The sequence below is a fragment of the Streptomyces sp. NPDC005799 genome, assembly GCF_040630525.1.
Classification (GTDB): Bacteria; Actinomycetota; Actinomycetes; order Streptomycetales; family Streptomycetaceae; genus Streptomyces; species Streptomyces griseorubiginosus_B.
Window position 1 is genome coordinate 98,865 of the sequence record NZ_JBEXXQ010000021.1, and the last position, 20,196, is coordinate 119,060.

The 20,196-nt window shown below is 72.3% G+C and carries 16 protein-coding genes and 2 pseudogenes; 8 read left to right on the plus strand and 10 right to left on the minus strand.

The features are described 5' to 3' along the window. Position 1: 1 nt before the first annotated feature. From ABZ453_RS21840 to ABZ453_RS21860, 5 genes and pseudogenes are all read right to left on the minus strand, one after another. A pseudogene (locus ABZ453_RS21840) lies at positions 2 to 2,955 on the minus strand (AAA family ATPase). A 90-nt stretch (positions 2,956 to 3,045) separates the two neighbouring features. Next, entirely contained in the window at positions 3,046 to 3,399 is a 354-nt protein-coding gene (locus ABZ453_RS21845; RefSeq protein WP_359016727.1) for a UBP-type zinc finger domain-containing protein, read from the minus strand. Further along, entirely contained in the window at positions 3,396 to 4,853 is a 1,458-nt protein-coding gene (locus ABZ453_RS21850; protein ID WP_359016729.1) for an ATP-binding protein, read from the minus strand. The genes ABZ453_RS21845 and ABZ453_RS21850 overlap by 4 nt, the downstream gene beginning before the upstream one ends. Beyond that, a complete protein-coding gene (locus ABZ453_RS21855; RefSeq protein ID WP_359016731.1) occupies positions 4,850 to 6,526 on the minus strand; it encodes an FAD-dependent oxidoreductase in 1,677 nt (558 codons plus the stop codon). Before ABZ453_RS21855 ends, ABZ453_RS21850 begins: the two co-directional genes overlap by 4 nt. A gap of 136 nt (positions 6,527 to 6,662) precedes the next feature. Then, the gene (locus ABZ453_RS21860) at positions 6,663 to 7,256 is read right to left on the minus strand and encodes a helix-turn-helix domain-containing protein (RefSeq protein WP_359016733.1); all 594 of its coding nucleotides are present in this window, start codon (positions 7,254 to 7,256) and stop codon (positions 6,663 to 6,665) included. A 141-nt stretch (positions 7,257 to 7,397) separates the two neighbouring features. Between ABZ453_RS21860 and ABZ453_RS21865 the strand changes: the two are divergent. Next, a pseudogene (locus tag ABZ453_RS21865) lies at positions 7,398 to 8,330 on the plus strand (SDR family oxidoreductase). A gap of 16 nt (positions 8,331 to 8,346) precedes the next feature. Here ABZ453_RS21865 and ABZ453_RS21870 read toward each other — a convergent pair. Then, complete coding sequence (locus ABZ453_RS21870; protein ID WP_359016735.1) at positions 8,347 to 8,703, minus strand: VOC family protein; 357 nt, start codon at positions 8,701 to 8,703, stop codon at positions 8,347 to 8,349. Positions 8,704 to 8,763: 60 nt separating this feature from the next. Between ABZ453_RS21870 and ABZ453_RS21875 the strand changes: the two genes are divergently transcribed. Next, positions 8,764 to 9,636 carry a universal stress protein gene (locus ABZ453_RS21875; protein ID WP_359016737.1) on the plus strand — a complete coding sequence of 291 codons (873 nt, stop codon included), beginning with the start codon at positions 8,764 to 8,766 and terminating at the stop codon, positions 9,634 to 9,636. Between the two features lies 1 nt (position 9,637). Here the strand turns inward: ABZ453_RS21875 and ABZ453_RS21880 are convergent, their stop codons facing one another. The 3 genes from ABZ453_RS21880 to ABZ453_RS21890 form a co-directional block, all read right to left on the minus strand. Then, entirely contained in the window at positions 9,638 to 10,873 is a 1,236-nt protein-coding gene (locus ABZ453_RS21880) for a DUF4032 domain-containing protein (RefSeq protein ID WP_359016739.1), read from the minus strand. A gap of 41 nt (positions 10,874 to 10,914) precedes the next feature. Beyond that, on the minus strand, positions 10,915 to 11,661 hold the full coding sequence (locus tag ABZ453_RS21885) for an MBL fold metallo-hydrolase (RefSeq protein WP_358602166.1): 747 nt from the start codon (positions 11,659 to 11,661) through the stop codon (positions 10,915 to 10,917). 168 nt (positions 11,662 to 11,829) lie between these two features. Further along, positions 11,830 to 12,456 carry an alpha-ketoglutarate-dependent dioxygenase AlkB gene (locus ABZ453_RS21890; protein WP_359016742.1) on the minus strand — a complete coding sequence of 209 codons (627 nt, stop codon included), beginning with the start codon at positions 12,454 to 12,456 and terminating at the stop codon, positions 11,830 to 11,832. Between the two features lie 143 nt (positions 12,457 to 12,599). On the opposite strand from ABZ453_RS21890, the gene ABZ453_RS21895 reads away from it, so the two are divergent. Beyond that, positions 12,600 to 13,232: a TetR/AcrR family transcriptional regulator gene (locus tag ABZ453_RS21895; RefSeq protein WP_359016744.1), complete on the plus strand. Its 633-nt coding sequence runs from the start codon at positions 12,600 to 12,602 to the stop codon at positions 13,230 to 13,232. A gap of 17 nt (positions 13,233 to 13,249) precedes the next feature. Continuing rightward, a complete protein-coding gene (locus ABZ453_RS21900) occupies positions 13,250 to 14,920 on the plus strand; it encodes an FAD-binding dehydrogenase (protein ID WP_359016746.1) in 1,671 nt (556 codons plus the stop codon). Between the two features lies 1 nt (position 14,921). On the opposite strand, the gene ABZ453_RS21905 is transcribed toward ABZ453_RS21900, so the two are convergent. Beyond that, positions 14,922 to 15,272: a DUF488 family protein gene (locus ABZ453_RS21905; protein WP_359016748.1), complete on the minus strand. Its 351-nt coding sequence runs from the start codon at positions 15,270 to 15,272 to the stop codon at positions 14,922 to 14,924. Positions 15,273 to 15,421: 149 nt separating this feature from the next. On the opposite strand from ABZ453_RS21905, the gene ABZ453_RS21910 reads away from it, so the two are divergent. The 4 genes from ABZ453_RS21910 to ABZ453_RS21925 are packed head-to-tail and all read left to right on the plus strand — an operon-like array spanning position 15,422 to position 20,168. Then, entirely contained in the window at positions 15,422 to 16,825 is a 1,404-nt protein-coding gene (locus ABZ453_RS21910; RefSeq protein WP_359016750.1) for a M1 family metallopeptidase, read from the plus strand. A 47-nt stretch (positions 16,826 to 16,872) separates the two neighbouring features. Next, positions 16,873 to 17,631 carry a L,D-transpeptidase family protein gene (locus ABZ453_RS21915; RefSeq protein WP_359016828.1) on the plus strand — a complete coding sequence of 253 codons (759 nt, stop codon included), beginning with the start codon at positions 16,873 to 16,875 and terminating at the stop codon, positions 17,629 to 17,631. An 18-nt stretch (positions 17,632 to 17,649) separates the two neighbouring features. Further along, the gene (locus ABZ453_RS21920; RefSeq protein ID WP_359016752.1) at positions 17,650 to 18,348 is read left to right on the plus strand and encodes a response regulator transcription factor; all 699 of its coding nucleotides are present in this window, start codon (positions 17,650 to 17,652) and stop codon (positions 18,346 to 18,348) included. After that, positions 18,345 to 20,168 (plus strand): HAMP domain-containing sensor histidine kinase, encoded by a 1,824-nt coding sequence (locus tag ABZ453_RS21925; RefSeq protein ID WP_359016754.1) that lies wholly within the window; start codon positions 18,345 to 18,347, stop codon positions 20,166 to 20,168. The genes ABZ453_RS21920 and ABZ453_RS21925 overlap by 4 nt, the downstream gene beginning before the upstream one ends. Positions 20,169 to 20,196 lie beyond the last annotated feature (28 nt).

Sequence of the window (20,196 nt, forward strand, 5' to 3'; positions counted from 1 at the left end):
CTCAGCCCGAGGCCGTCGGCTCGGGCGCGATGAGACCCTCCCGGTAGGCGATCGCCACCGCCTCCGTACGGCTCGTCGCGCCCAGCTTGGCCAGGATGTTGGAGACGTGCACGCTCGCCGTCTTGCCGCTGATGAACAACTCCTCGCCGATCCGCCGGTTGCTGCGGCCGAGCGCGAGCAGCCGCAGCACGTCCTGCTCGCGGGCGGTGAGCGGCGAGGTCCGCCGGCCGTCGGCCGGTGCGTCGGCGAGACGGCCGCGGCGTATCAGTGCGTCGAGTCGCTGAAGCAGCGGCGCCGCACCGAGGTGTTCGGCCCTCGCCCGCGCCTCGCGGGCCTGGTCGGCCGCCTCCGCGCGCCGCTCGGCCGCCAACAGGGCCTCCACGAGGCGGACTTGGCAGCGCAACCGCTCGTACACGTCCCCGTAGGAGAACGCGGCCACCGCCTTCTCCCAGGCCGCCACGTCCGGACCGGACACGGCCCGCGCCCACTCCGCCTCGGCCCGCGCCAGCCATGCCACGCCCTCCGGGCCCTGCGACAGCCCGTCCTCCCCGTGCCCGGCCACACCCCGCGCCAGCTCGACCAGTTCGTCCGCGGTGTCCTTCCACCGCCCGGGCGCGTCACCGGCCGGCCGCGGCTCGACAGCCGCGTCCGCGACCGCGCCCAGCGCCAGCGCCGCCAGACGCACGGTCACGTCGGGGCGGCTGCCCGAGCCGTCACCGAGCGCGTCCGCCGTCTCCCGCGTCCGTCGCACCGCCTCCTCCGGGTCGCCCCGCAGGACGGCCGCCTCCGTCAGCGCGATGCCGGCGACCAGCGTGCCCATCCAGTCGAAGGGCCCCTCCAGCAGCGTCCGGGCCCGCTCGGCCGCCGACAGGTCACCCCGGGCCAGGGACACGTACAACGCGGGCCCGGACGCGTACCCGCCCGCCGCGGGCAGCACCGCGGCATCCGTCGCCGCGGCCCGCAGACACGCGTCCCAGTGGCCCAGCGTGTACAGCACCAGAAGATGCAGATAGCGCATCTCCAGCGGGTACGGCGACGACAGCAGCCCGGCACGACGGGCACGCTCCAGGCCCTCGGTCACCCAGGGCAGACACCCCTGGAGGTCACCGGCCTCGAAACAGCCGATGGCGAGGTTGAACAGGGCGCGCATCTCCACCGGCGCGTTCCCCGAGCGCCGGGCCAGCTCCCGGGCCGCCCTGAGCCGCTCGAGCCCCTCGGCGGTGCGGCGTCCGCCGCTCTCCAGGATGGCCAAGGAGACAGCAGGTCGGCCTGTGCGTCCAGCACGCCGAGTTCCTCGGCCACGTGCAGCGCCTGCCGGGCCACCCGCAGTGCCGTCCCGTTCTCCCCGACCTGGCGGGCCGCCAGAACATGGGTGGCCGCGGCCCACACCCAGGTCCGGGTCGGCGGCTCGGCGGGGATCAGCGCCAGCGCCTCGCTGCTGTAGGCGAACGCGGCGGTCAGGCTGTCGACGTCCAGCAGGTTGCCGGCCAGGGTGTAGCGGACGCGGGCGGCCAGCTCGGAGTCGGCGTCCTGACCGATGTGAGCGAGCGCGGACCGGGTGAGGGACAGGGCCCGGTGCGACTCCCCGGCATGCCTGGCCGCCGCCGAGGCGCGCAGCGTCAGCGGCACCCGGTCCAGGCCGTCGCCCGTCGGGCGGGCCGCCGCGTCGACGGCCTCCCAGAGGTCGAGGGCGGTTTCCAGGTGCCGTAGCTCCTCGGCGGGAGCGCCCACCCGCTGGGCGTGGTCGGCGGCCTCCAGGGAGGCGGCGAGGGCTTCGGCCAGGTCGTGGCTCTCGCGATAGTGGTGGGCACGCTCGGCCGCGCTCTCGGCCCCGTGCCCGCACACGGACAGCAGTCGGGCGAACGAGCCGTGCAACCGGGCGCGCTCGCCCGGGAGCAGGTCCGCGTACACCGCCTCGCGGGACAGCGCGTGCCGGAAGGCGTACGTGTCGCCGGTGCCGGGGACGAGGAGCTGACGGCCGATCGCCTCGCGCAGCGCCGACTCCAGCTCGTCCTCGGGCAGGCCGACCGCCTCCCGCAGCAGGTCGTGCTCCACTCTTCGCCCGGCGACGGCGGCCGTGCGCAGCACCCGCTGGGCCGTCTCCGACAGCTGCTCGATCCGGATGAGCAGGACGTCGGCCAGCCCGCTGGGCACTCCGCCCGCCCCGGTGTCGGTGGCCGCGAGCAGTTCCTCCGCGTAGAAGGCGTTGCCCTCCGCCCGCCGGACGATGCCGCGGACCGTGTCCTCCGGCAGCGGGCGGTCCTGCAGGGCCCGCACCAGGCGGATGACGTCCGCGTCGCCCAGGGGCCGCAGGTCCAGCCGCTCCACGGCCGGCAGCCGCACCAGCTCGGCCAGCAGCGGCCGCAGCGGATGACGGCGGTGCAGGTCGTCCGCGCGGTAGGAGGCGAGGACGGCGAGACGGTGGGTCGGGGCGCCGCCCGCCGGGCGCTGGAGGATGCCGCGGCTGAGCAGGAACCGCAGCAGGTCGCGGGAGGACTGGTCCGCCCAGTGCAGGTCCTCCAGGACCAGCAGCAGTGGCACGCGGTCGGAGAGGTCGGCCAGCAGTCCGGCCATGCCCTCGAAGAGCCGCAGCCGGCCGCCCGCGTCCCCCGAGGCGTCCGTGCCCGCGCCGAGCAGCCGGTCCACCACGGGATGCGCGGCCAGCACCTCGGCGCACCGCTCGTCACCCGCCAGCAGCCCGAGGATCTCCGTGAACGGCAGATACGGCAGACCCACGTCACCGAGATCCACGCAGTGCCCGGTGAGCACGGCCATGCCGGCCGCCGACGCCCGACCGGCGACCTCGTCCAGCAGCCGTGTCTTGCCGACCCCGGCGTCCCCCGCCACCAGCACCGCCCCCGCCTCGCCCCGACGGGCGCGCTCCAGCACCTCGCCGAGCCGGGCGAGGTCTTCGTCGCGGCCGATCAGCGGCGTGGTGAAGGCGTTCTCAGACACGCATCCATCCTGGCACGCGGCACTGACAGCGCGGCTGGGACAGGGGTTGCCGGACTGGACGTGAGGAGGCGCGCGAGGCCGTCGGAGGGGTCAGGACCGCAACACCCGCGCCCAGTCAGCCGGAACCCGTCCCGCCGGCCCCGGTGCGGGCTGGTCCTCGGGGTGGGCGACGGGCGGTGCGAGATCGGGGCCCGACTCGTACAGCTGTGAGCTGTCGAAGTCCCAGAACCACTCCTCACCCGGCTCGAAGCTGCGGATCACCGGGTGCCCGGTCTCCCGGTAGTGCGCGGTCGCGTGCTTCGCGGGGGAGTCGTCGCAGCAGCCCACGTGCCCGCACTGCGCGCAGCGCCGCAGATGGAACCACCAGCCGCCCGCCGCGTCGCACTCGACGCACCCGCTGCCGCTCGGCGGGACGCTGGGATCGATTCCGTTGCCGCCGGTCATGCGGGCTCCTCGGGTGTCTCGTCGGTCGTGGCCGTCAGCGGCAGCAGGACCTGGAAGCGGGTGTCGCCGGGCTCGGACTCCACCTGCAGGGTCCCGTGGTGCTTGTTGACGACGATCCGCCAGGAGATGTCCAGGCCCAGTCCGGTGCCCTCGCCGACCGGCTTGGTGGTGAAGAAGGGATCGAAGATGCGGTCACGGATCTCCGGGGGCACCCCGGGCCCGGTGTCACGGAACTCCACCAGCAGCTGGTCGTGCTCCAGTGCCGTCCGTACCGTCAACGCGCCCTCTCCGCCCGCGCTGTTGATGGCGGCGACCGCGTTGTCGATCAGGTTGGTCCACACCTGGTTGAGCTCCGCCGGGTAGGCCGGGATCTTCGGGAGCGTACGGTCGTAGTCCTTGACGACCTTGATCCGCTCCCCGATCTTGCCCGAGAGCATCAGCAGGGTGCTGTCGAGGAGTTCGTGCACGTCGACGACCTGGTAGGGGGCCCGGTCGAGCTGGGAGTACTGCTTGGCGGCGTCGACGAGGTGCGAGATGCGGGCCGTGGAGTCGGTGATCTCGTCCATCAACAGCTCCGTCTCGACGGTGTAGTTGAGCCAGCCGATCGCGTTCGGCAGGAGGTCCTCGTCCACGGCGGCCGCGACCTGGTCCAGCCAGTCCGCGTCCAGGCCCGCCTGCACGAAGGTCGGCGCGATCCGCCAGCCCTCCTGGATGTCGTGGTCGTCCAGCCAGTCGCTGAGGGCGTCCTCCCGGTCCGAGGCCTCCAGCGGGCTCAACGTCGGTGCCTTGGCGACGCGTTCGGCGGTGCGCTCCTGGATGTCGATGAGGTTGGCCATGACCTCGGGCGAGTAGTTGCCCTGGGAGATGATGGCCAGTTTGTGCCGCATCTTGCCGACCCGCTCGCGCAGCGTCGCGGTGGCCCGCACGGCCGCCGCGGCCGGGTTGTTGAGCTCGTGGGTCAGACCGGCCGACAACGAGCCGAGCGCCAGCAGCCGTTCACGCTGCCCGACGGCACGCTGGGTGTTCTTCGAACCCCAGAACAGCCCCTCCAGCAGATGGACCGCCATCGGGAACTCCGCCGCCATGAAGTCCGCGAACTGCTCCGCGGGCAGCACGAAGAACCGCGAGGGCTCGGTCACCCGCATGGAGTTGGCGTAGACCTGGCGCACGCGGTCCCCGAGGTAGGCCTGCACGGCTCCCGCGTACACCCCGGGCTGGGAGGTCCGCGAGACCTCCACGTCGTCGTCGCCGACCCGCCGGGACAACACGACCGAGCCGTCGATCATCACGTAGAAGCAGGTGGCGGGGTCACCCTCGGTGTAGACGGGCCCGGGGTCGAAGCCCTCGACCCGGCCCTTGCTGCACAGCTGCCCCAACTGCTCCGCGGAGAGCTTCTCGAAGAGGAACAGCGACCCGATCTCCTGCGGGCTGCACGGCAGCAGCCGCCCGCTCACGACTGCTCCAGATAACGGTGGACGAGCATCACGGCCATGGCTCCCTCTCCGACGGCGGACGCGACGCGCTTGGCGGACTCCGCGCGCGCGTCCCCGGCGACGAACACGCCGGGGATGTTGGTCTCAAGGTGGTACGGCGGCCGGTCCAGCTCCCAGTCCGCCGGCGGCCGGCCGTCGGCGGTCAGGTCGGGCCCGGCCAGGATGAACCCGTGCTCGTCGCGCAGCACGGTGCCGTCCAGCCAGTTGGTGAGCGGGGCGGCGCCGATGAACACGAACATCCACTGCGCGTCGACCAGTTCGGTCTCCCCGGTGTCCATGTCGCGCAGGGTGAGCTGCTCGAGGTGGTCGGAGCCGTGCGCCGACTCGACGACGGTCCGCGCCCGCACCGAGATGTTGGGCGCCTCGTTGATCTGCTGGATCAGGTAGTAGGACATGGACGCGGCCAGGTCCGCTCCGCGCACCAGCAACGTCACCGACTTGGCGCCGCGCGACAGGTACATCGCCGCCTGCCCGGCGGAGTTGGCGCCGCCGACGATGTACACGTCCTGCCCCTGGCAGGAGGCCGCCTCGGTCAGCGCCGAGCCGTAGAACACCCCGCAGCCGGTCAGATCGGTGCACCCCGGTGCCTCCAACTGCCGGTACGACACGCCGGTCGCCAGGATCACGCTGTGCGCGGCGACCGCCGACCCGTCGGAGAACCGTACCGTCCGCGCACCGCCGTTGACCTCGAGTCCCGTCACCTCGCGCGCGGTGAGGATCTCGGCGCCGAACTTCGCGGCCTGCCTGCGGGCCCGGTCGGTGAGCTGCGCCCCCGACACGCCGTCGGGGAAGCCGAGGTAGTTCTCGATGCGGGAACTCTGCCCCGCCTGTCCGCCGGTCGCCGACCGCTCCACGAGCACGGTCCGCAGCCCCTCCGAGGCCCCGTACACGGCGGCCCCCAGTCCGGCGGGCCCGCCGCCGATGACGACGAGGTCGTAGAAGTCCGCGGCCGGTGTCGTCGCGAGCCCCACCTGCGCGGCCAGTTCGGGCGCCTCCGGCTCGACCAGGGTCGCCCCCTCCGCCGTGATGACCAGCGGGAGCCGCTGTCCGTCCTGCCCGGCCGCAGCCAACAGCCGCTGCCCCTCGGGCTCCTCGGCCGAGTACCAGCGGTAGGGCACCTGGTTGCGGGCCAGGAACTCCCGTACGTCGGAGGAGCGCGCCGACCAGCGGTGGCCGACGACCTTGGTGCTGGGCACCGCGCGGAAGTCACTGCACCGCCAGGCCTCCAGCAGGTCGTCCAGCACCGGGTAGAGCTTCTCCTCCGGCGGATCCCACGGCTTGAGCAGATAGTGGTCGAGATCGACGACGTTGATCGCGTCGATCGCCGCGTTCGTGTCCGCGTACGCGGTCAACAGCACCCGCCGCGCTCCCGGGTACACGTCGAGCGCCTGCTCCAGGAACTCGATGCCGTTCATCTGCGGCATGCGGTAGTCCGCCAGGATCACCGCCACGAGATCACCGCGCAGCTTCAGCTCCCGCAGCGCGTCCAGCGCGGACTCGCCGGACTCCGCGCGGACGATCCGGTACGACGCGCCGTAGCGGCGCCGCAGGTCCCGGGCGACGGCCCGGGACACTCCCGGGTCGTCGTCCACGGTCATGATGACGGTCCGCGCTGCGTCGGACGCCTGTGCCATACGTCTCCCACCCCGAGGTCGGACTGACGGCACGGCGTCCCCGTACCGCGCCGGCTCCCGCCCATCGTATGTTCGATCGCCCTGGTTCGCTTCGGGATGAAGAAGCCGGTGTGAAGATCGCCCGCAGCTCCCGGAGTCAGGCGCTCACTTCAGCCTCGGTACCGAGGGCGGCGGCGCGGTCCCGCAGGTCGCGCAGGGCGGTGTGCGCGATCTCGGTGTACGGCCGTTCGTTGCCGGGCTCCGTCCAGCGCGCGAAGGCCGTGGTGAAGGCGAGGACGCCCATCTCGGCGGCCAGGCGTGAGGTCGTGTCGTCGACGCCCCGGTCGCGCAGCGCGGCGCCGATGGCCTCGGAGAGCCGGGCGAGCTTGAGCAGTTCGCGTTCCCGGAGCTCGGAGTGGGCCGTGGTCACAGCCCGCCGCTGCCGGGCCAGATCCTGGCGTTCCGGCGTGAACACCCGGGCGACGGACTCCAGCGCCGCGGTCAGGCATCCGGCGACGGTGGTCTCCGGCGACGCGCCGCGGATCACCTCGGCGAAACGGTCCGCCAGCTGGTCCCGGCCGCCGAACACGACCTCGCGCTTGTCGGCGAAGTGCCGGAAGAAGGTGCTCTTGGTCAGTCCCGCGCGGTCCGCGATCTCGGCGACGGTGGTGGCGTCGTAACCGCGCTCGACGAACAGGGCGAGTGCGGCGCGCTCCAGGCGTTCGCGTGCGTTCGGTTCCCATCGGGCCATGGGGCCCATCCTAGGCGACAGGACCAAGTCCCATGCCTTTGCCCGTGGTGATGGCACCAAGTCGCATCACCTTGCTACGGTGATGAGACCGGGTCCCGTCACGGGAGCCGGACTTTCTCGCATTCCCTTCCAGGAGCCCCCATGCGTGTTTTCGTCACCGGCGCGTCCGGACACATCGGTTCGGCCGTCGTCGCCGACCTCCTCGCGGCCGGGCACGAGGTCGTCGGCCTCGCCCGGTCGGACACCTCCGCGGCGGCCGTCGCCGCCCTCGGCGCGACCGTGCGCCGCGGTGATCTCGACGACCTCGACGGTCTGCGGGAGGCCGCCGCGGAGTCCGAGGGCGTCATCCATGCCGCCTTCAAGCACGACCTCATGTCGACCGACTTCGCCGCCGCCGTCCGCACGGAACTCGCCGTCGTCCACGCCCTCGGCGACGCGCTGACCGGTACCGGCAAACCGCTGGTCACAGCGTCGGGCATGGGGGTGCCGGAGGGCCTTGGCCGACCGTTCACGGAGGAGGACGCCGCGCCGCCCAGCACACCGGAGGAAGCGGGCACACCGCGTGCCCGGGCCGACTCCGAGAACGCCGTCGTCGGCTTCGCCTAGCGGGGCGTGCGCTCCGCGGTCGTACGGATCCCGCCCATCACGCACAGCAGCCGTGACCGCCACGGCCTGACCACCATGCTGGTCGCCATCGCCCGGCAGAAGGGCTTCGCCGGTCACCCCGGGGACGGGGCGAACCGGTGGCCGGCCGTGCACACGCTGGACGTGGCCCGTCTCTTCCGGCTGGTGCTGGAGAAGGCGCCGGCCGGGACCCGGTGGCACGCTGCGGAGGGTGAGGGGATACCGCTGCGGGAGATCGCGCAGGGCATCGGTGACGGCCTCGGACTGCCCGTCAAGAGCGTGCCGCTCAACGAGGTGCGGTCCCACTTCGGTCCGTTCCTGGCCACGGTGATCGCCCGTGACCTCCCGGCGTCCACGCGCACGACCCGCGGCGTCCTCGGCTGGGAGCCGGCCGGGCCGGGACTGCTCGAGGAGTTCGCGGCGGGGACCTACTTCACCGAAGGCGACTGACCGCGAACCCGCCGGTTCAGCTCCGCCGTGAACCGAGCACGCAGAACTCGTTGCCCTCCGGGTCCACCAGAACCACCCACGACTCGTCGCCGGCCTGTCCGACGTCCGCGTGCCGTGCGCCGAGTGCCATCAGCCGGGTCACCTCGGCGTCGCGGTCGTCGGGGCGGAAGTCCAGATGCAGCCGGTTCTTGACCGTCTTGGCCTCCGGCACCGGTACGAACAGCAGCCCCGGCAGACGGTCCTTCTCGGGGCGGATCTCGAACTCGTCGGCCGCGTCGTTGACCACGACCCACCCGAGCGCCTCGGTCCACCACCGTCCGAGGGCGACGGGATCGGCGGCGTCCACGATCACTTGCTCCCACTCCAAGGTCATGGGGCAAGAGTAGAGAAGACTGTCGCCGACGACGTGACCACGACACTGGGAGGCATCCCCATGACGCGCCCGATCACCGCAGGGGTCGACGGAACCGAGGAGAGCCTGGCCGCGCTGGACTGGGCGGCCAGGGAGGCGGTCCGCCGGGGGCTGGCGCTGCGGGTGGTGCGGGCCTGGCGGTTCCAGCCGTACGACGCGATCGACGCGGCGGACCGGCAGACGCAGGCGGGGTGGGTGCGGGACGCGGTGGACGAGGCGGCCAAGGCCGTCACCGCCCGCCACGCCGGCCTCGAGGTCAGCACCGAGGTGCTGGAGGGGGAGACGGTCGACACGCTCGTCGCCGCGGCGGCGGACGCCGAGATGCTGGTGCTGGGCTCACGCGGCTACGGGCCGGTCGTCGGCTTCCTGCTCGGATCCGTGGGACAGCAGGTCATCGCCGAGACCGCCCGGCCGGTGGTGCTGGTGCGGGCCGACGACCGGCCCACCGCCGAGGCGGCGGGCCGCGAGATCGTCGTCGGCCAGCAGGGCGAGGCGGAGGACAGCGCCGAGGCGCTGCGGTTCGCCTTCGAGACGGCGGCCGCTCGCGGGGCCGGTGTGCGGGTGGTACGGGCCTGGACGCTGCCCCCGGTGTTCGCCTACAGCCCCGGCTCGATGCACCTTCTTGACGAGGCGGGCGGACTGGAGCCGTTCGAGAAGAAGGCGCTGGCGGCGGCGGTCGCGCCGTGGCGGGAGCGCTTCCCGGACGTGCCCGTGGCCGAGCACGTCGAGATGGGCAGTGCCGCGCAGGTGCTGCTGTCGGTGGCCGCGCGGGCCCAGCTGATGGTCGTCGGGCGCCGTGCGCACCGTACGGCCGTCGGGGCGCGCATCGGCTCCGTTGCGCACGGGGTGCTGCACCACGCGGGCTGCCCGGTGGCCGTGGTCCCGCATGCCTGAGTCACTCGGCGGTGGCGGGCTGCAGTGTCTCCCGGGCCTTGGGCAGGATGTTCTCGATGTAGTCCTGGACCGCCGTGTCCAGCCCGATGTCCTGCTGCGCCCGCTCGGACAGGTACCAGCGGTGTTCGAGCAGCTGGTGGTAGATCTCGGCCGCGTCCATCGTGCCGCGCAGCTCGGGCGGCACGGCCCGGACCGTGGGCCGGAAGACGTCGCGCACCCAGCGGTGGGCCAGCACCTCCGGGCGCGCGGCGAGCGGGTCGCCCGGGGCGTAGTCGTCCTGGGTGGCCATCCAGCTCTCCAGGTCGTTCAGCAGCCGCCGGGCCTGGTTCTCCTCCGTGTCCAGGCCCGTCAGGCGCAGCAGTTGGCGCTGGTGGTGGCCGGCGTCGACGACCTTGGGCACGAAGGTGACGGTGTCGCCGTTGGAGGAGTGCTCGATCTGCATCTCGGCAACGTCGAAACCGAGGTCGTTGAGGCGGCGGATCCGGCGCTCGATGAAGTGGTACTTGCCCGCCGGGTAGACGGAGCTGCGGGTCAGCTCGTCCCACAGGCCGCGGTAGCGGGCGCAGATCTCCATGCCGAACTCGATCGGGTCCACCGACGGGTGCAGCGCCCCGGACGCCTCCAGGTCCAGCAGTTCGCCGCTGATGTTCACGCGGGCGAGGTCGAGGTCGTACTCCCGCTGCCCGGTGCTGAGCTGGGGGTGCAGGTCGCCGGTCTCGGCGTCGACGAGGTAGGCGGCGTAGGCGCCGGCGTCCCGCCGGAAGAGGGTGTTGGACAGGGAGCAGTCGCCCCAGGCGAAACCGGCCAGGTGGAGGCGGACCAGCAGCACGGCCAGGGCGTCCATGAGGCGGTGCATGGTGGCCGGCCGCATCGTCGTCTCGAACATCGAGCGGTAGGGCTGCGAGCCGCGCAGATGCCGGGTGATGAGCACGGGCTCCAGTGGGTCGCCCGCGCCGTCGGTGCGGCCGGTGACCACGGCCAGCGCGTCGACCGCGGGGATGCCGAGCCGGTCCAGGTCGCGCAGCAGCTCGTACTCGCGCAGGGCGGGGCGTTCGGCGAGTTCCTTGACGGCGATCACTTCGTCGCCGGCGCGTGCGTAGCGCACCACGTGCCGGGAGATGCCGCGCGGCAGGGGGACCAGGTACTCCTCCGGCCACTCCTCCAGGGGCAGCTGCCACGGCAGTTCCAGCAGGAGCGCGGGGTGCTCCGGGTTCGTCGCGCTGATCTGCAGTGCCATGAGGTGCGTGTCCTTGCCTCGCGGGTGATCGTGACCTCACCTTAAAGGGCGCGCTCCTTGGCCTGAAGTGCCGCTTCACGGACTGGACCGCGCAGTGCCGGGCCGTGTCCGGGCAGCAGCAGATCGCCGTCGAGGGCGGCGAGGACGTCCAGCGAGGCGACGGCTCGCGCCCGCTCGTGCTGGAACATGTCGGGCAGCAGCTGGGGGCCCTGGACGCGGGACGTGGGGTGGCCGGTGGCCAGGGCGTCCCCGGAGACGACCACGCCGAGATGCGGGAGATGGAAGGCCGTGTGTCCGTCGGTGTGCCCGGGGGTGTGCACCGGCACGGGCCGGCCCGGCAGGTCCAGCGGGCCCGTCGTGGGAAACGGCTCCGGAGCGGAGACCGGCACGTCGGCGGTGCCGCCGGAGCGCAGGGCGTGCAGCGCCCAGGGCAGTACGCCGGGGCGCCAGCCGTTGCGTGCGATCTGTCCGACGGTGACCTGGTGCAGGAACTCCCGGCGGGCGTGCGGCACTTCGGCCTCGTGCAGATAGACCGGCGTGTCGTAGGCGTCGCGCAGGAACTCCGCGGAGCCCAGGTGGTCGTTGTGGGCGTGGGTGATCAGTACGGCCGCGACGGCCTCCGGGGCGCTGCCCACCGCGGTGAGCGAGGCGAGGAGCTGCTCCCGGTCCCCGAGGTAGCCGGTGTCGACGAGGGTGACCTCGTCGCCCTCGCTGAGGATCACCCAGTTGGTGTCGCTGCCGTGCACCAGGTGAATGCCGTCGGTGACCTGCCGTACGTCCGCCCGCATGACCGCCCCGTGTCCGAAGTCCGTGCCCGACGCCTCAGCAAAGCAGACCCCGGCCCGACCGGAACCGTCGGGTCCGGGCCAAAGTACGGTACGAAGGGGAAAGGCGGCCTCCGGCACCGTCCGCCGGAGGCCGCCCCCGCGTGCGCCGGAAGCGGCCGCCTCTCCGCCTCAGCCCACGCCGTGCGGACGGAACTGGATGCTGATCCGGGGTCCCGTGGCCCGTGTGGTCTTCGGTACGCAGTGTTCCCAGGTGCGCTGGCAGGAGCCACCCATCACGATGAGGTCGCCGTGCCCGAGCGGCCGGCGCACCGACTCGCCGCCGTGCATCGGACGCAGCAGCAGGTCCCGCGGCTCGCCCACCGAGAGGATGGCGACCATCGTGTCCTCCCGGGCGCCGCGCCCTATCCGGTCGCCGTGCCAGGCCACGCTGTCCCGGCCGTCGCGGTAGTAGCACAGTCCGGCGGTGGTGAACGGCTCACCCAGTTCGTCGCCGTAGTGCGCGCTGAGCGCGTCACGCGCCTCGTCCAGCACCGGGTGGGGCAGCGCGTCGTCCGCGCCGTAGAAGGCCAGCAACCGCGGTACGTCCACCACGTGGTCGTACATCTTGCGGCGCTCCGCTCGCCACGGCACCTCCCTGGCCAGCTGTTCGAACAGCTCGTCGGCGCCGGCCAGCCATCCGGGCAGCACGTCGATCCAGGCGCCCAGGCCGAGCCGCGTCCGGCGGATCCCTTCTAGGGGGGCGAGACGGAGCTGGTCGGTCTGGTCGAAGAGCGAGCCCTGGAGGTGCGTGGCCATGGCACCAGCGTACTACTGATTCGAAAATATGTTCCAACAGATTGTCGGCCGATCGCAGGACCGGTTGTGATCCCCGCTGTACGGGCGCCTTTCGATACATCGGTGTATCGGATACATTCTTGTATCGAACGGGGAGGAGCGGCATGGCCACGGAGCAGACGACACCACGCGTGACCAGGCGCCGGGTGCGGACGCGGGCGAACCTGCTGGACGCCGCGTTCGCCGTGTTCGCCGCCAAGGGCTTCGGAAGGGTCTCCATCGAGGAGGTCTGTGAGGCGGCCGGCTACAGCCGGGGGGCCTTCTACTCCAACTTCGACAGCCTGGACGAGCTGTTCTTCGCCCTCTACCGGCAGCGCGCCGACCTCATCGCCGAACAGGTCGCCGGCGCCCTGGCCCTGGACGGCCCCGACCTCGACGTGCCGGCCGCCGTGGACCGCGTCACCGAGGTGCTGCTGCTCGACCTGGACTGGCTGCTGGTGAAGACGGACTTCCTGGTGCACGCCGCCCGCGATCCCGAGGTGGCCCAGAGCCTGCTGGAGCACCGGGCGCGACTGCGCGGCGCGATCGCCGACCGGCTCCTGCGGGCGCGTGGCCTGACCGAACTGCCCGCCGTGCTCGGGGACGTCGACGGCGCCGCGCACGCCGTGGTCGCCGCCTACGACGGCGTCACCACCCAACTGCTGCTGGACAAGGACGTCGAGGGCGCCCGGATCTGGCTGAAGCAACTGCTCACCGCGCTGCTGACCGACGGCAGCAACCCCCAACGAGCCCACTGAGAAAGGGAACGGACGCCATGGACGCGGACGTCATCGTCGTCGGAGCGGGCCTCGCGGGCCTGGTCGCCGCGCACGAACTCACCAGCCGGGGCCGCAGGGTCGCCCTGGTGGACCAGGAGAACGCCGCCAACCTCGGCGGTCAGGCCTTCTGGTCCTTCGGCGGGCTCTTCCTCGTCGACACCCCGGAGCAGCGCCGCCTCGGCGTCAAGGACTCCCTGGAGCTGGCCTGGAACGACTGGCAGGGCAGCGCACGGTTCGACCGCCAGGACGACGAGGACTCCTGGGCGGTGCGCTGGGCCCGCGCCTACGTCGAGTGGGCGGCGGGGGAGAAGCGGACCTGGCTGGAGGGGCACGGCATCAAGTTCCTGCCGACGGTCGGCTGGGCCGAGCGCGGCGACCTGCGCGCCGACGGACACGGCAACTCCGTGCCCCGCTTCCACGTCACCTGGGGCACCGGCACCGGAGTCGTCGAACCCTTCGTCACCTACGCCAAGCAGGCCGCCCGCGACGGACTGCTGACCTTCCACCACCGCCACCAGGTCGACGAACTGGTCATCGAGGACGGCGCCGCGCGCGGGGTGCGCGGCACGGTCCTCGCCCCGGACGACGCCGCCCGCGGTGTCGCCTCCAACCGCGAGCGCGTCGGCGACTTCGAGCTCACCGCCCGGGCCGTGGTGGTCACCACCGGCGGTATCGGCGCCAACCACGAGATCGTCCGCCGCTACTGGCCCGCGCGCCTGGGCACCCCTCCCGCCGAGATGGTCACCGGCGTGCCCGCCTACGTCGACGGCCGCATGCTCGACATCAGCGCCGAGGCGGGTGTACGCCTGGTCAACCGCGACCGCATGTGGCACTACACCGAGGGCCTGCGCAACTGGGACCCGATCTGGCCCGGCCACGGCATCCGCATCCTGCCCGGCCCGTCCTCGATGTGGTTCGACGCCCTCGGCCGCCGTCTGCCCGACCCCTGCCTGCCGGGCTACGACACCCTCAACACGCTCAAGCACCTGCGCACCACCGAGGACATCGCGGGCCACGACCACTCCTGGTTCATCCTCACCCGGAAGATCATCGAGAAGGAGTTCGCCCTGTCGGGCTCCGAGCAGAACCCCGACATCACCGCCAAGGACAAGGCCGCGGTCCTGAAGAATCGTCTCGGCAAGGGCGCCCCGGGCCCCGTGGACGCCTTCCTGCGCAAGGGCGCCGACTTCGTGACCGCCCCCACGCTGGAGCAACTGGTGACGAAGATGAACGGGTTGACGGACAAGCCGCTGCTCGACGCGGCCGACCTGCGCCGCCAGATCGAGGCCCGAGACCTGCAGATCGCCAACCCCTACTCCAAGGACGCCCAGATCCAGGGCATCCGCAACGCCCGCCGCTACATCGGCGACCGTCTCGGCCGCGTCGCCACCCCGCACCGCATCCTGGACCCGGCCGCAGGTCCCCTGATCGGCGTCAAGCTCAACATCCTCACCCGCAAGACCCTCGGCGGCATCCAGACCGACCTCGACTCGCGCGCCCTCGGCATGGACGGCACCCCGATCGAGGGCCTGTACGCGGCCGGTGAGGTCGCCGGCTTCGGCGGCGGCGGCGTCCACGGCTACAACGCCCTGGAGGGCACCTTCCTCGGCGGCTGCCTCTTCTCCGGGCGGGCCGCCGGGCGGGCGGCGGCGAAGCAGACCGCCTGAGTCAGGCGCCGAGGAGCCGCACCAGCACCGAGGCGTGGCTGTGCTCGGGGTCCTTCGACGAGGTCAGCAGGGTGACAGGTCCCTTGCGCACCAACTGCCTCAGGTGATCGAGGAGTTCGGCGGCCTCCGGAGCGTCCAGCTCCGCCTCGTAACGGTCGCTGAACTCCTCGTACGAGCCCTCGCCCGCGTGATACCAGCGCCGCAGCTCGGTCGAGGGTGTGAGGCCCTTGGGCCACTCGTCCACGTGCGCCGCGTCCTTGGACAGGCCGCGCGGCCACAGCCGGTCGACCAGGACCCGGACGCCGTCGTCCGGCTCGGGCGGTTCGTAGACACGACGTACGCGAACGCTCACTTCGGGCCTCTTTCCGTGTGGGGGATTCGAGCGTAAGACGCGGCTCTCGGGTGACGCTGCGTGACTTGGCCAAAAGGAGGAGGTGTACCGGTGGCCCGGCCCCCTAGCCTGGGCGATTGATCATCGGCCACCCCCCTCAAGGAGCTCATGTGAGACCGTCCCGCCGACAGACCGTCGCGCGCACCGCCGTGCCCCTGACGATCCCCGTCGCGCTCGCGGCCCTGCTCGCCGGCAGCGGAACCGCCGTCGCCGCCACCGGCGGAGCGCCCGGCGCCGGCGACCCCTACTTCCCGCTCGCCGGCAACGGCGGCTACCACGTCGAGCACTACGGCCTGACGCTCCGTTACGACACCTCCACCCGCCACCTCGACGCCACCGCCGTCCTCACCGCCCGCGCCACCCAGCACCTGACCCGCTTCGACCTCGACCTCAAGGGCCTGAAGGTCACCGGCGTCAGCGTCGGCCACACCAGGGCCGGCTTCCGCCGCGACGGACAGGAACTCGTCGTCACCCCGCGCCGGGCCCTGCACCAGGGCGAGCAGTTCCGCGTCACCGTCACCTACCAGGGCACGCCCAAGCCCGTCACCGACCCCGACGGCTCGGCCGACGGCTGGATCCCCACCGACGACGGCGCCTTCGTCGCCGGGGAGCCGCAGGGCGCCATGACCTGGTTCCCGGCGAACAGCCACCCCAAGGACAAGTCGTCGTACGACATCACGATCACCGTCCCCCAGGGCCGTACCGCCGTCTCCAACGGCCGCCTGCTCTCCCAGCGCACCGCGCACGGACGGACCACGTTCCACTGGCGCCAGAGCGAGCCCATGGCCGCCTACCTCGCCACGGCGACCGTGGGAAAGTTCAAGGTGGAGCAGTACACCACCCGGGACGGCATCCGCGTCTACAACGCCGTCGACCCGCGGGAGGCCTCCGCCGCCGCACCGGTGCTGAAGAAGCTGCCGTCCGTGCTGGAGTGGGAGAGCAAGGTCTTCGGGCCCTACCCGTTCCGCGACGCCGGGTCGATCGTCGACAAGGCCGACGTGGGGTACGCGCTGGAGACCCAGTCGCGGCCCCTGTACGACTCGGCGCCCGACCTGAGCACCCTCGTCCACGAGAACGCCCACCAGTGGTTCGGCGACTCCGTCTCCCTCACCTCCTGGAAGGACATCTGGCTCAACGAGGGCTTCGCGACCTACGCCGAGTGGCTCTACAGCGAGCAGCACGGCGGCGACAGCGCGCAGAAGGCCTTCGACTCCCTCTACGGCCGCCCGGCGAGCGACGGCCTGTGGGCCTTCCCGCCCGGCAACCCCGGCAGCGGCAAGAACATCTTCGGCACCCCCGTCTACGCCCGCGGCGCCATGACCCTGCACGAACTGCGCAAGGCCGTCGGCGATCCGGTCTTCTTCCGCATCCTGCGCGCCTGGGCCGGTGAACACCGGGGCGGCCACGGCACGACCGCGCAGTTCGTGCGGCTGGCCGAACGGGAGTCCGGCAAGAACCTCCACCCCCTGTTCACCTCCTGGCTCTACACTCCCGGGAAGCCGAACAGCGCCTGAAAGCTGACGAGTTCCTCACATGTGTGAGTCACAGTCGTTCCGTGATCATGAATAAACCCCGCGCCGCCCTGCTCGCCGCCTCCCTGCTCCTGACGGGATGCGGCGGCGGGGCCGTGGCGTCGCCGGGCCACCCCTCGGGCCCGGCGGCGGCCGGGCCGAGCGCGCCCGACATCAGCCCCCTGACCTCGCCCTCGCCCCAGCTGTCCGTCGAGGCCGCCCCGCTGCAACTGCCCGGCCTCGGCCCGAAGATGCTGGCCCGGATACCCGGCGACACCCGCCAGGCCGTCGTCGTGAGCGGCAAGGGCGAGAACTCCCCGGACTCCACGGTGGTGTTGTACGAGCGGACGGCGACCGGCTGGCAGGCCGGCGCGACTTGGCCCGCGCACAACGCCCTCAAGGGCTGGTCGGGCCACCACATGAGCGGCGATCTGCGCTCACCCGTCGGCGTGTTCGGCCTCACCGACACCGGCGGGCTGCTGAAGGACCCCGGCAGCAAACTGCCGTACCACCGCTCCAGGGGGTTCGTCGCACCCGGCACGGGCTTCGAGGGAGAACCCCTCGCGGGGTCCTTCGACTACGTTGTCGCGATCAACTACAACCGCGAGCCCGGCACCTCGCCCCTGGACTGGACCCGCCCGCTCGGCTCCGGCCGCGGTGGCGGCATATGGTTCCACGTCGACCACGGAGGCCCCACCCACGGCTGCGTCAGCATCTCCGCCGAGCACATGAAGGATCTGCTGCGCGCGCTCGACCCCGCCCTCCACCCCGTCGTCGTCATGGGCGACGCGGCGTCCCTGGCCCGCTGACCGCTTAGGATCCGCCGCGTGTGCGCACATGTACTGGTCGCCGAGGACGACGAAATGCAGGCCGAACTCATACGCCGCTCCCTGCTGGCCGAGGGCCACACGGCCACCGTGGTCCACGACGGTGCGGCCGCGCTGGAGGCCGCGAAGAGACTCGCTCCCGACCTGGTCGTCCTCGATCTGATGCTGCCGGTCATCGACGGCTTCGGGGTGTGCCGGGTGCTGCGCGGCGGGGACCAGGACGTGCCGGTCGTCATGCTGACCGCGCGGTCCGAGGAGGACGACGTGCTCCTCGGCCTCGAACTGGGCGCCGACGACTACATGACCAAGCCCTACAGCCCGCGCGAGCTGATGGCCCGTATCCGCACGGTACTGCGGCGCAGCGGCCGGGCGGTCGGCGTGCGGGAGGAGCCCGTGGTCCGCGCGGCCGGGCTGTCGGTCGACCCGGAGCGGTACGAGGTGCGCTGCGACGGCGAGCCGGTGGAGTGCACGCCGGCTGAGTTCCAGATCCTGCTCGCCATGGCGGGGGAGCCCGAACGGGTCTTCACCCGGAGGCAGTTGCTGCAGTGCACCCGCGGCTTCGACCGGGCCTCCACCGAACGCGCCGTCGACGTCCACATCATGAACCTGCGCAAGAAGATCGAGGCCGATCCGCGCCGCCCGGTGCGTCTGCTGACCGTGTTCGGCGTGGGCTACAAGCTCAGCGGCGGCCGTCCGTGAAGCGACGCATACCGCTGCGCAAACGGCTCCTGGTCCGACTGCTGTTCGCGTCGGCGCTCATCGCGGTGTGCTCGGTGGCCGCGACCACGTGGCTGGCGGTGGAGACCACCACCCGCGCGCTGCGTGAGGAACAGGGCCAGGACCTCGCCGACGACCTGCGCATCCTGGCCAGGCTCAGCGGGTACGCGGCCACCCACCCCGACTGGAAGGGCGTGCAGCCCCTCGTCACCGAGCTCGCCGAGCGGACCGGGCGGCGCATCGCCCTGACCACCACCGCCCGCGACCTCATCGCCGACTCGGCCCGCAAGGGCACCGCGCTGCCCCTCGGCGCCGCCGCCACCGTCGACCCGTTGCACACCGACACCTACACCCAGCCCGGCGCGCAGCTCAGCGGCATCGATCCGCGCGCCGTGGGCCCCTACCGGATCACGGCGAACGAACGCACCCGCCTCGACCTGCTCGCCGAGAAACTGCGCTCCTGCTCCTCCCGGTTCGGCATCGACGTCAGGATCGAGCACCTCCCGAGCGGCCGGCCCGTCCTGTTGAACTCGGACGGCAGCGACGGCACGGACACTCTGGCCCAGGACTGCGGCTACGGGTTGAACGAGCCCGTGCCCACGGAGAAGAAGGCACTGGACGAGCTCACCAAGACCGCGCGCACCTGCCTGCGGGACAATGACCAGAAGCTGCGCGAACCGCTCTACCTCTACCTCAACCCGACCGGCCGGAACCCGCTGAGCCGGTACGTCTTGGTCAAATACCCCGTAGTGGGCAACGGAGCGGCTCTGAAGACAGCGCAGACCTGTGCCGACTCCGCGCTGCGCGCCCAACTCGACCCGTACGTCGCCCCGGTGGCCGATCTGTATCTCGGCGGTGGCGACACCACTCCGCCCCGCTTCGACATGTCCCCCGCCAACAAGGCGAAGATCATCGGGGTCGTCGGCCTGGTCCTCGCCGTGACGGTCGCGGTGACGGCGGTCGTCGCCACCCGGCTCGTAAGGCCGCTGCGCGCGCTGACCGAGGCGGCCCAGCAGCCACCGGACCTGCACGTCAGGGTGCCGGTCACCACCCGGGACGAGACCGGCATCCTGGCGGAGGCCTTCAACGAACTGACCGAGCGCCGGGAACGCATCGAGGCCCAGCGCAAGGCGATGGTCAGCGACATCGCGCACGAACTGCGCAGCCCGCTCACCAACATCCGCGGCTGGCTGGAGGTCACCCGCGACGGCGTGGTCGACCCCGACCCGGCACTGCTCGGCTCCCTGCACGAGGAGGCGATGGTGCTGCAGCGCGTCATCGACGATCTGCAGGACCTCGCGGCCGCCGACGCGGGCACCCTGCGCCTGCATCCCGAGCCGGTCCGCGCCGAGGACCTGCTCGACCAGGTCGCGGCCGCGCACCGCGTCGCCGCGGCCGGGGCCGGAGTCACCCTGCGCACCGAGACCGACGGCTCCCCCTGGCTGGACGCTGATCCGGTGCGGATGCGGCAGGCGCTGGGCAACCTGGTCTCCAACGCCCTGCGGCACACCCAGCCCGACGGCACGGTCACCCTGGCGGCGCGCCGGGACGACGACGGGGTCGTCTTCACGGTCGGCGACACCGGCACCGGCATCGCCCCACAGGATCTGCCGCACGTCTTCGAGCGGTTCTGGCGCGCCGAGAAGTCCCGCAGCCGCCGCACCGGCGGCAGCGGGCTGGGCCTGCCCATCGTCCGCCACCTGGTCACCGCCCACGGCGGCACGATCACCGCGGCGAGCGAACCGGGCACCGGGACGGTGTTCACGATCCGACTGCCGGGCAGCGGGGCGCCGCGGGAGTAAGGCGCCCGGGGCTCCGACGCGCCTACGT

Bases quoted from the DNA above. Each gene is read 5' to 3' on its own strand.
- ABZ453_RS21845 (WP_359016727.1), bottom strand. From the start codon at position 3,399: ATGACCGGCGGCAACGGAATCGATCCCAGCGTCCCGCCGAGCGGCAGC.
- ABZ453_RS21855 (WP_359016731.1), bottom strand. From the start codon at position 6,526: ATGGCACAGGCGTCCGACGCAGCGCGGACCGTCATCATGACCGTGGAC.
- ABZ453_RS21860 (WP_359016733.1), bottom strand. From the start codon at position 7,256: ATGGCCCGATGGGAACCGAACGCACGCGAACGCCTGGAGCGCGCCGCA.
- ABZ453_RS21870 (WP_359016735.1), bottom strand. From the start codon at position 8,703: ATGACCTTGGAGTGGGAGCAAGTGATCGTGGACGCCGCCGATCCCGTC.
- ABZ453_RS21875 (WP_359016737.1), top strand. From the start codon at position 8,764: ATGACGCGCCCGATCACCGCAGGGGTCGACGGAACCGAGGAGAGCCTG.
- ABZ453_RS21880 (WP_359016739.1), bottom strand. From the start codon at position 10,873: ATGGCACTGCAGATCAGCGCGACGAACCCGGAGCACCCCGCGCTCCTG.
- ABZ453_RS21885 (WP_358602166.1), bottom strand. From the start codon at position 11,661: ATGCGGGCGGACGTACGGCAGGTCACCGACGGCATTCACCTGGTGCAC.
- ABZ453_RS21890 (WP_359016742.1), bottom strand. From the start codon at position 12,456: ATGGCCACGCACCTCCAGGGCTCGCTCTTCGACCAGACCGACCAGCTC.
- ABZ453_RS21895 (WP_359016744.1), top strand. From the start codon at position 12,600: ATGGCCACGGAGCAGACGACACCACGCGTGACCAGGCGCCGGGTGCGG.
- ABZ453_RS21900 (WP_359016746.1), top strand. From the start codon at position 13,250: ATGGACGCGGACGTCATCGTCGTCGGAGCGGGCCTCGCGGGCCTGGTC.
- ABZ453_RS21915 (WP_359016828.1), top strand. From the start codon at position 16,873: ATGAATAAACCCCGCGCCGCCCTGCTCGCCGCCTCCCTGCTCCTGACG.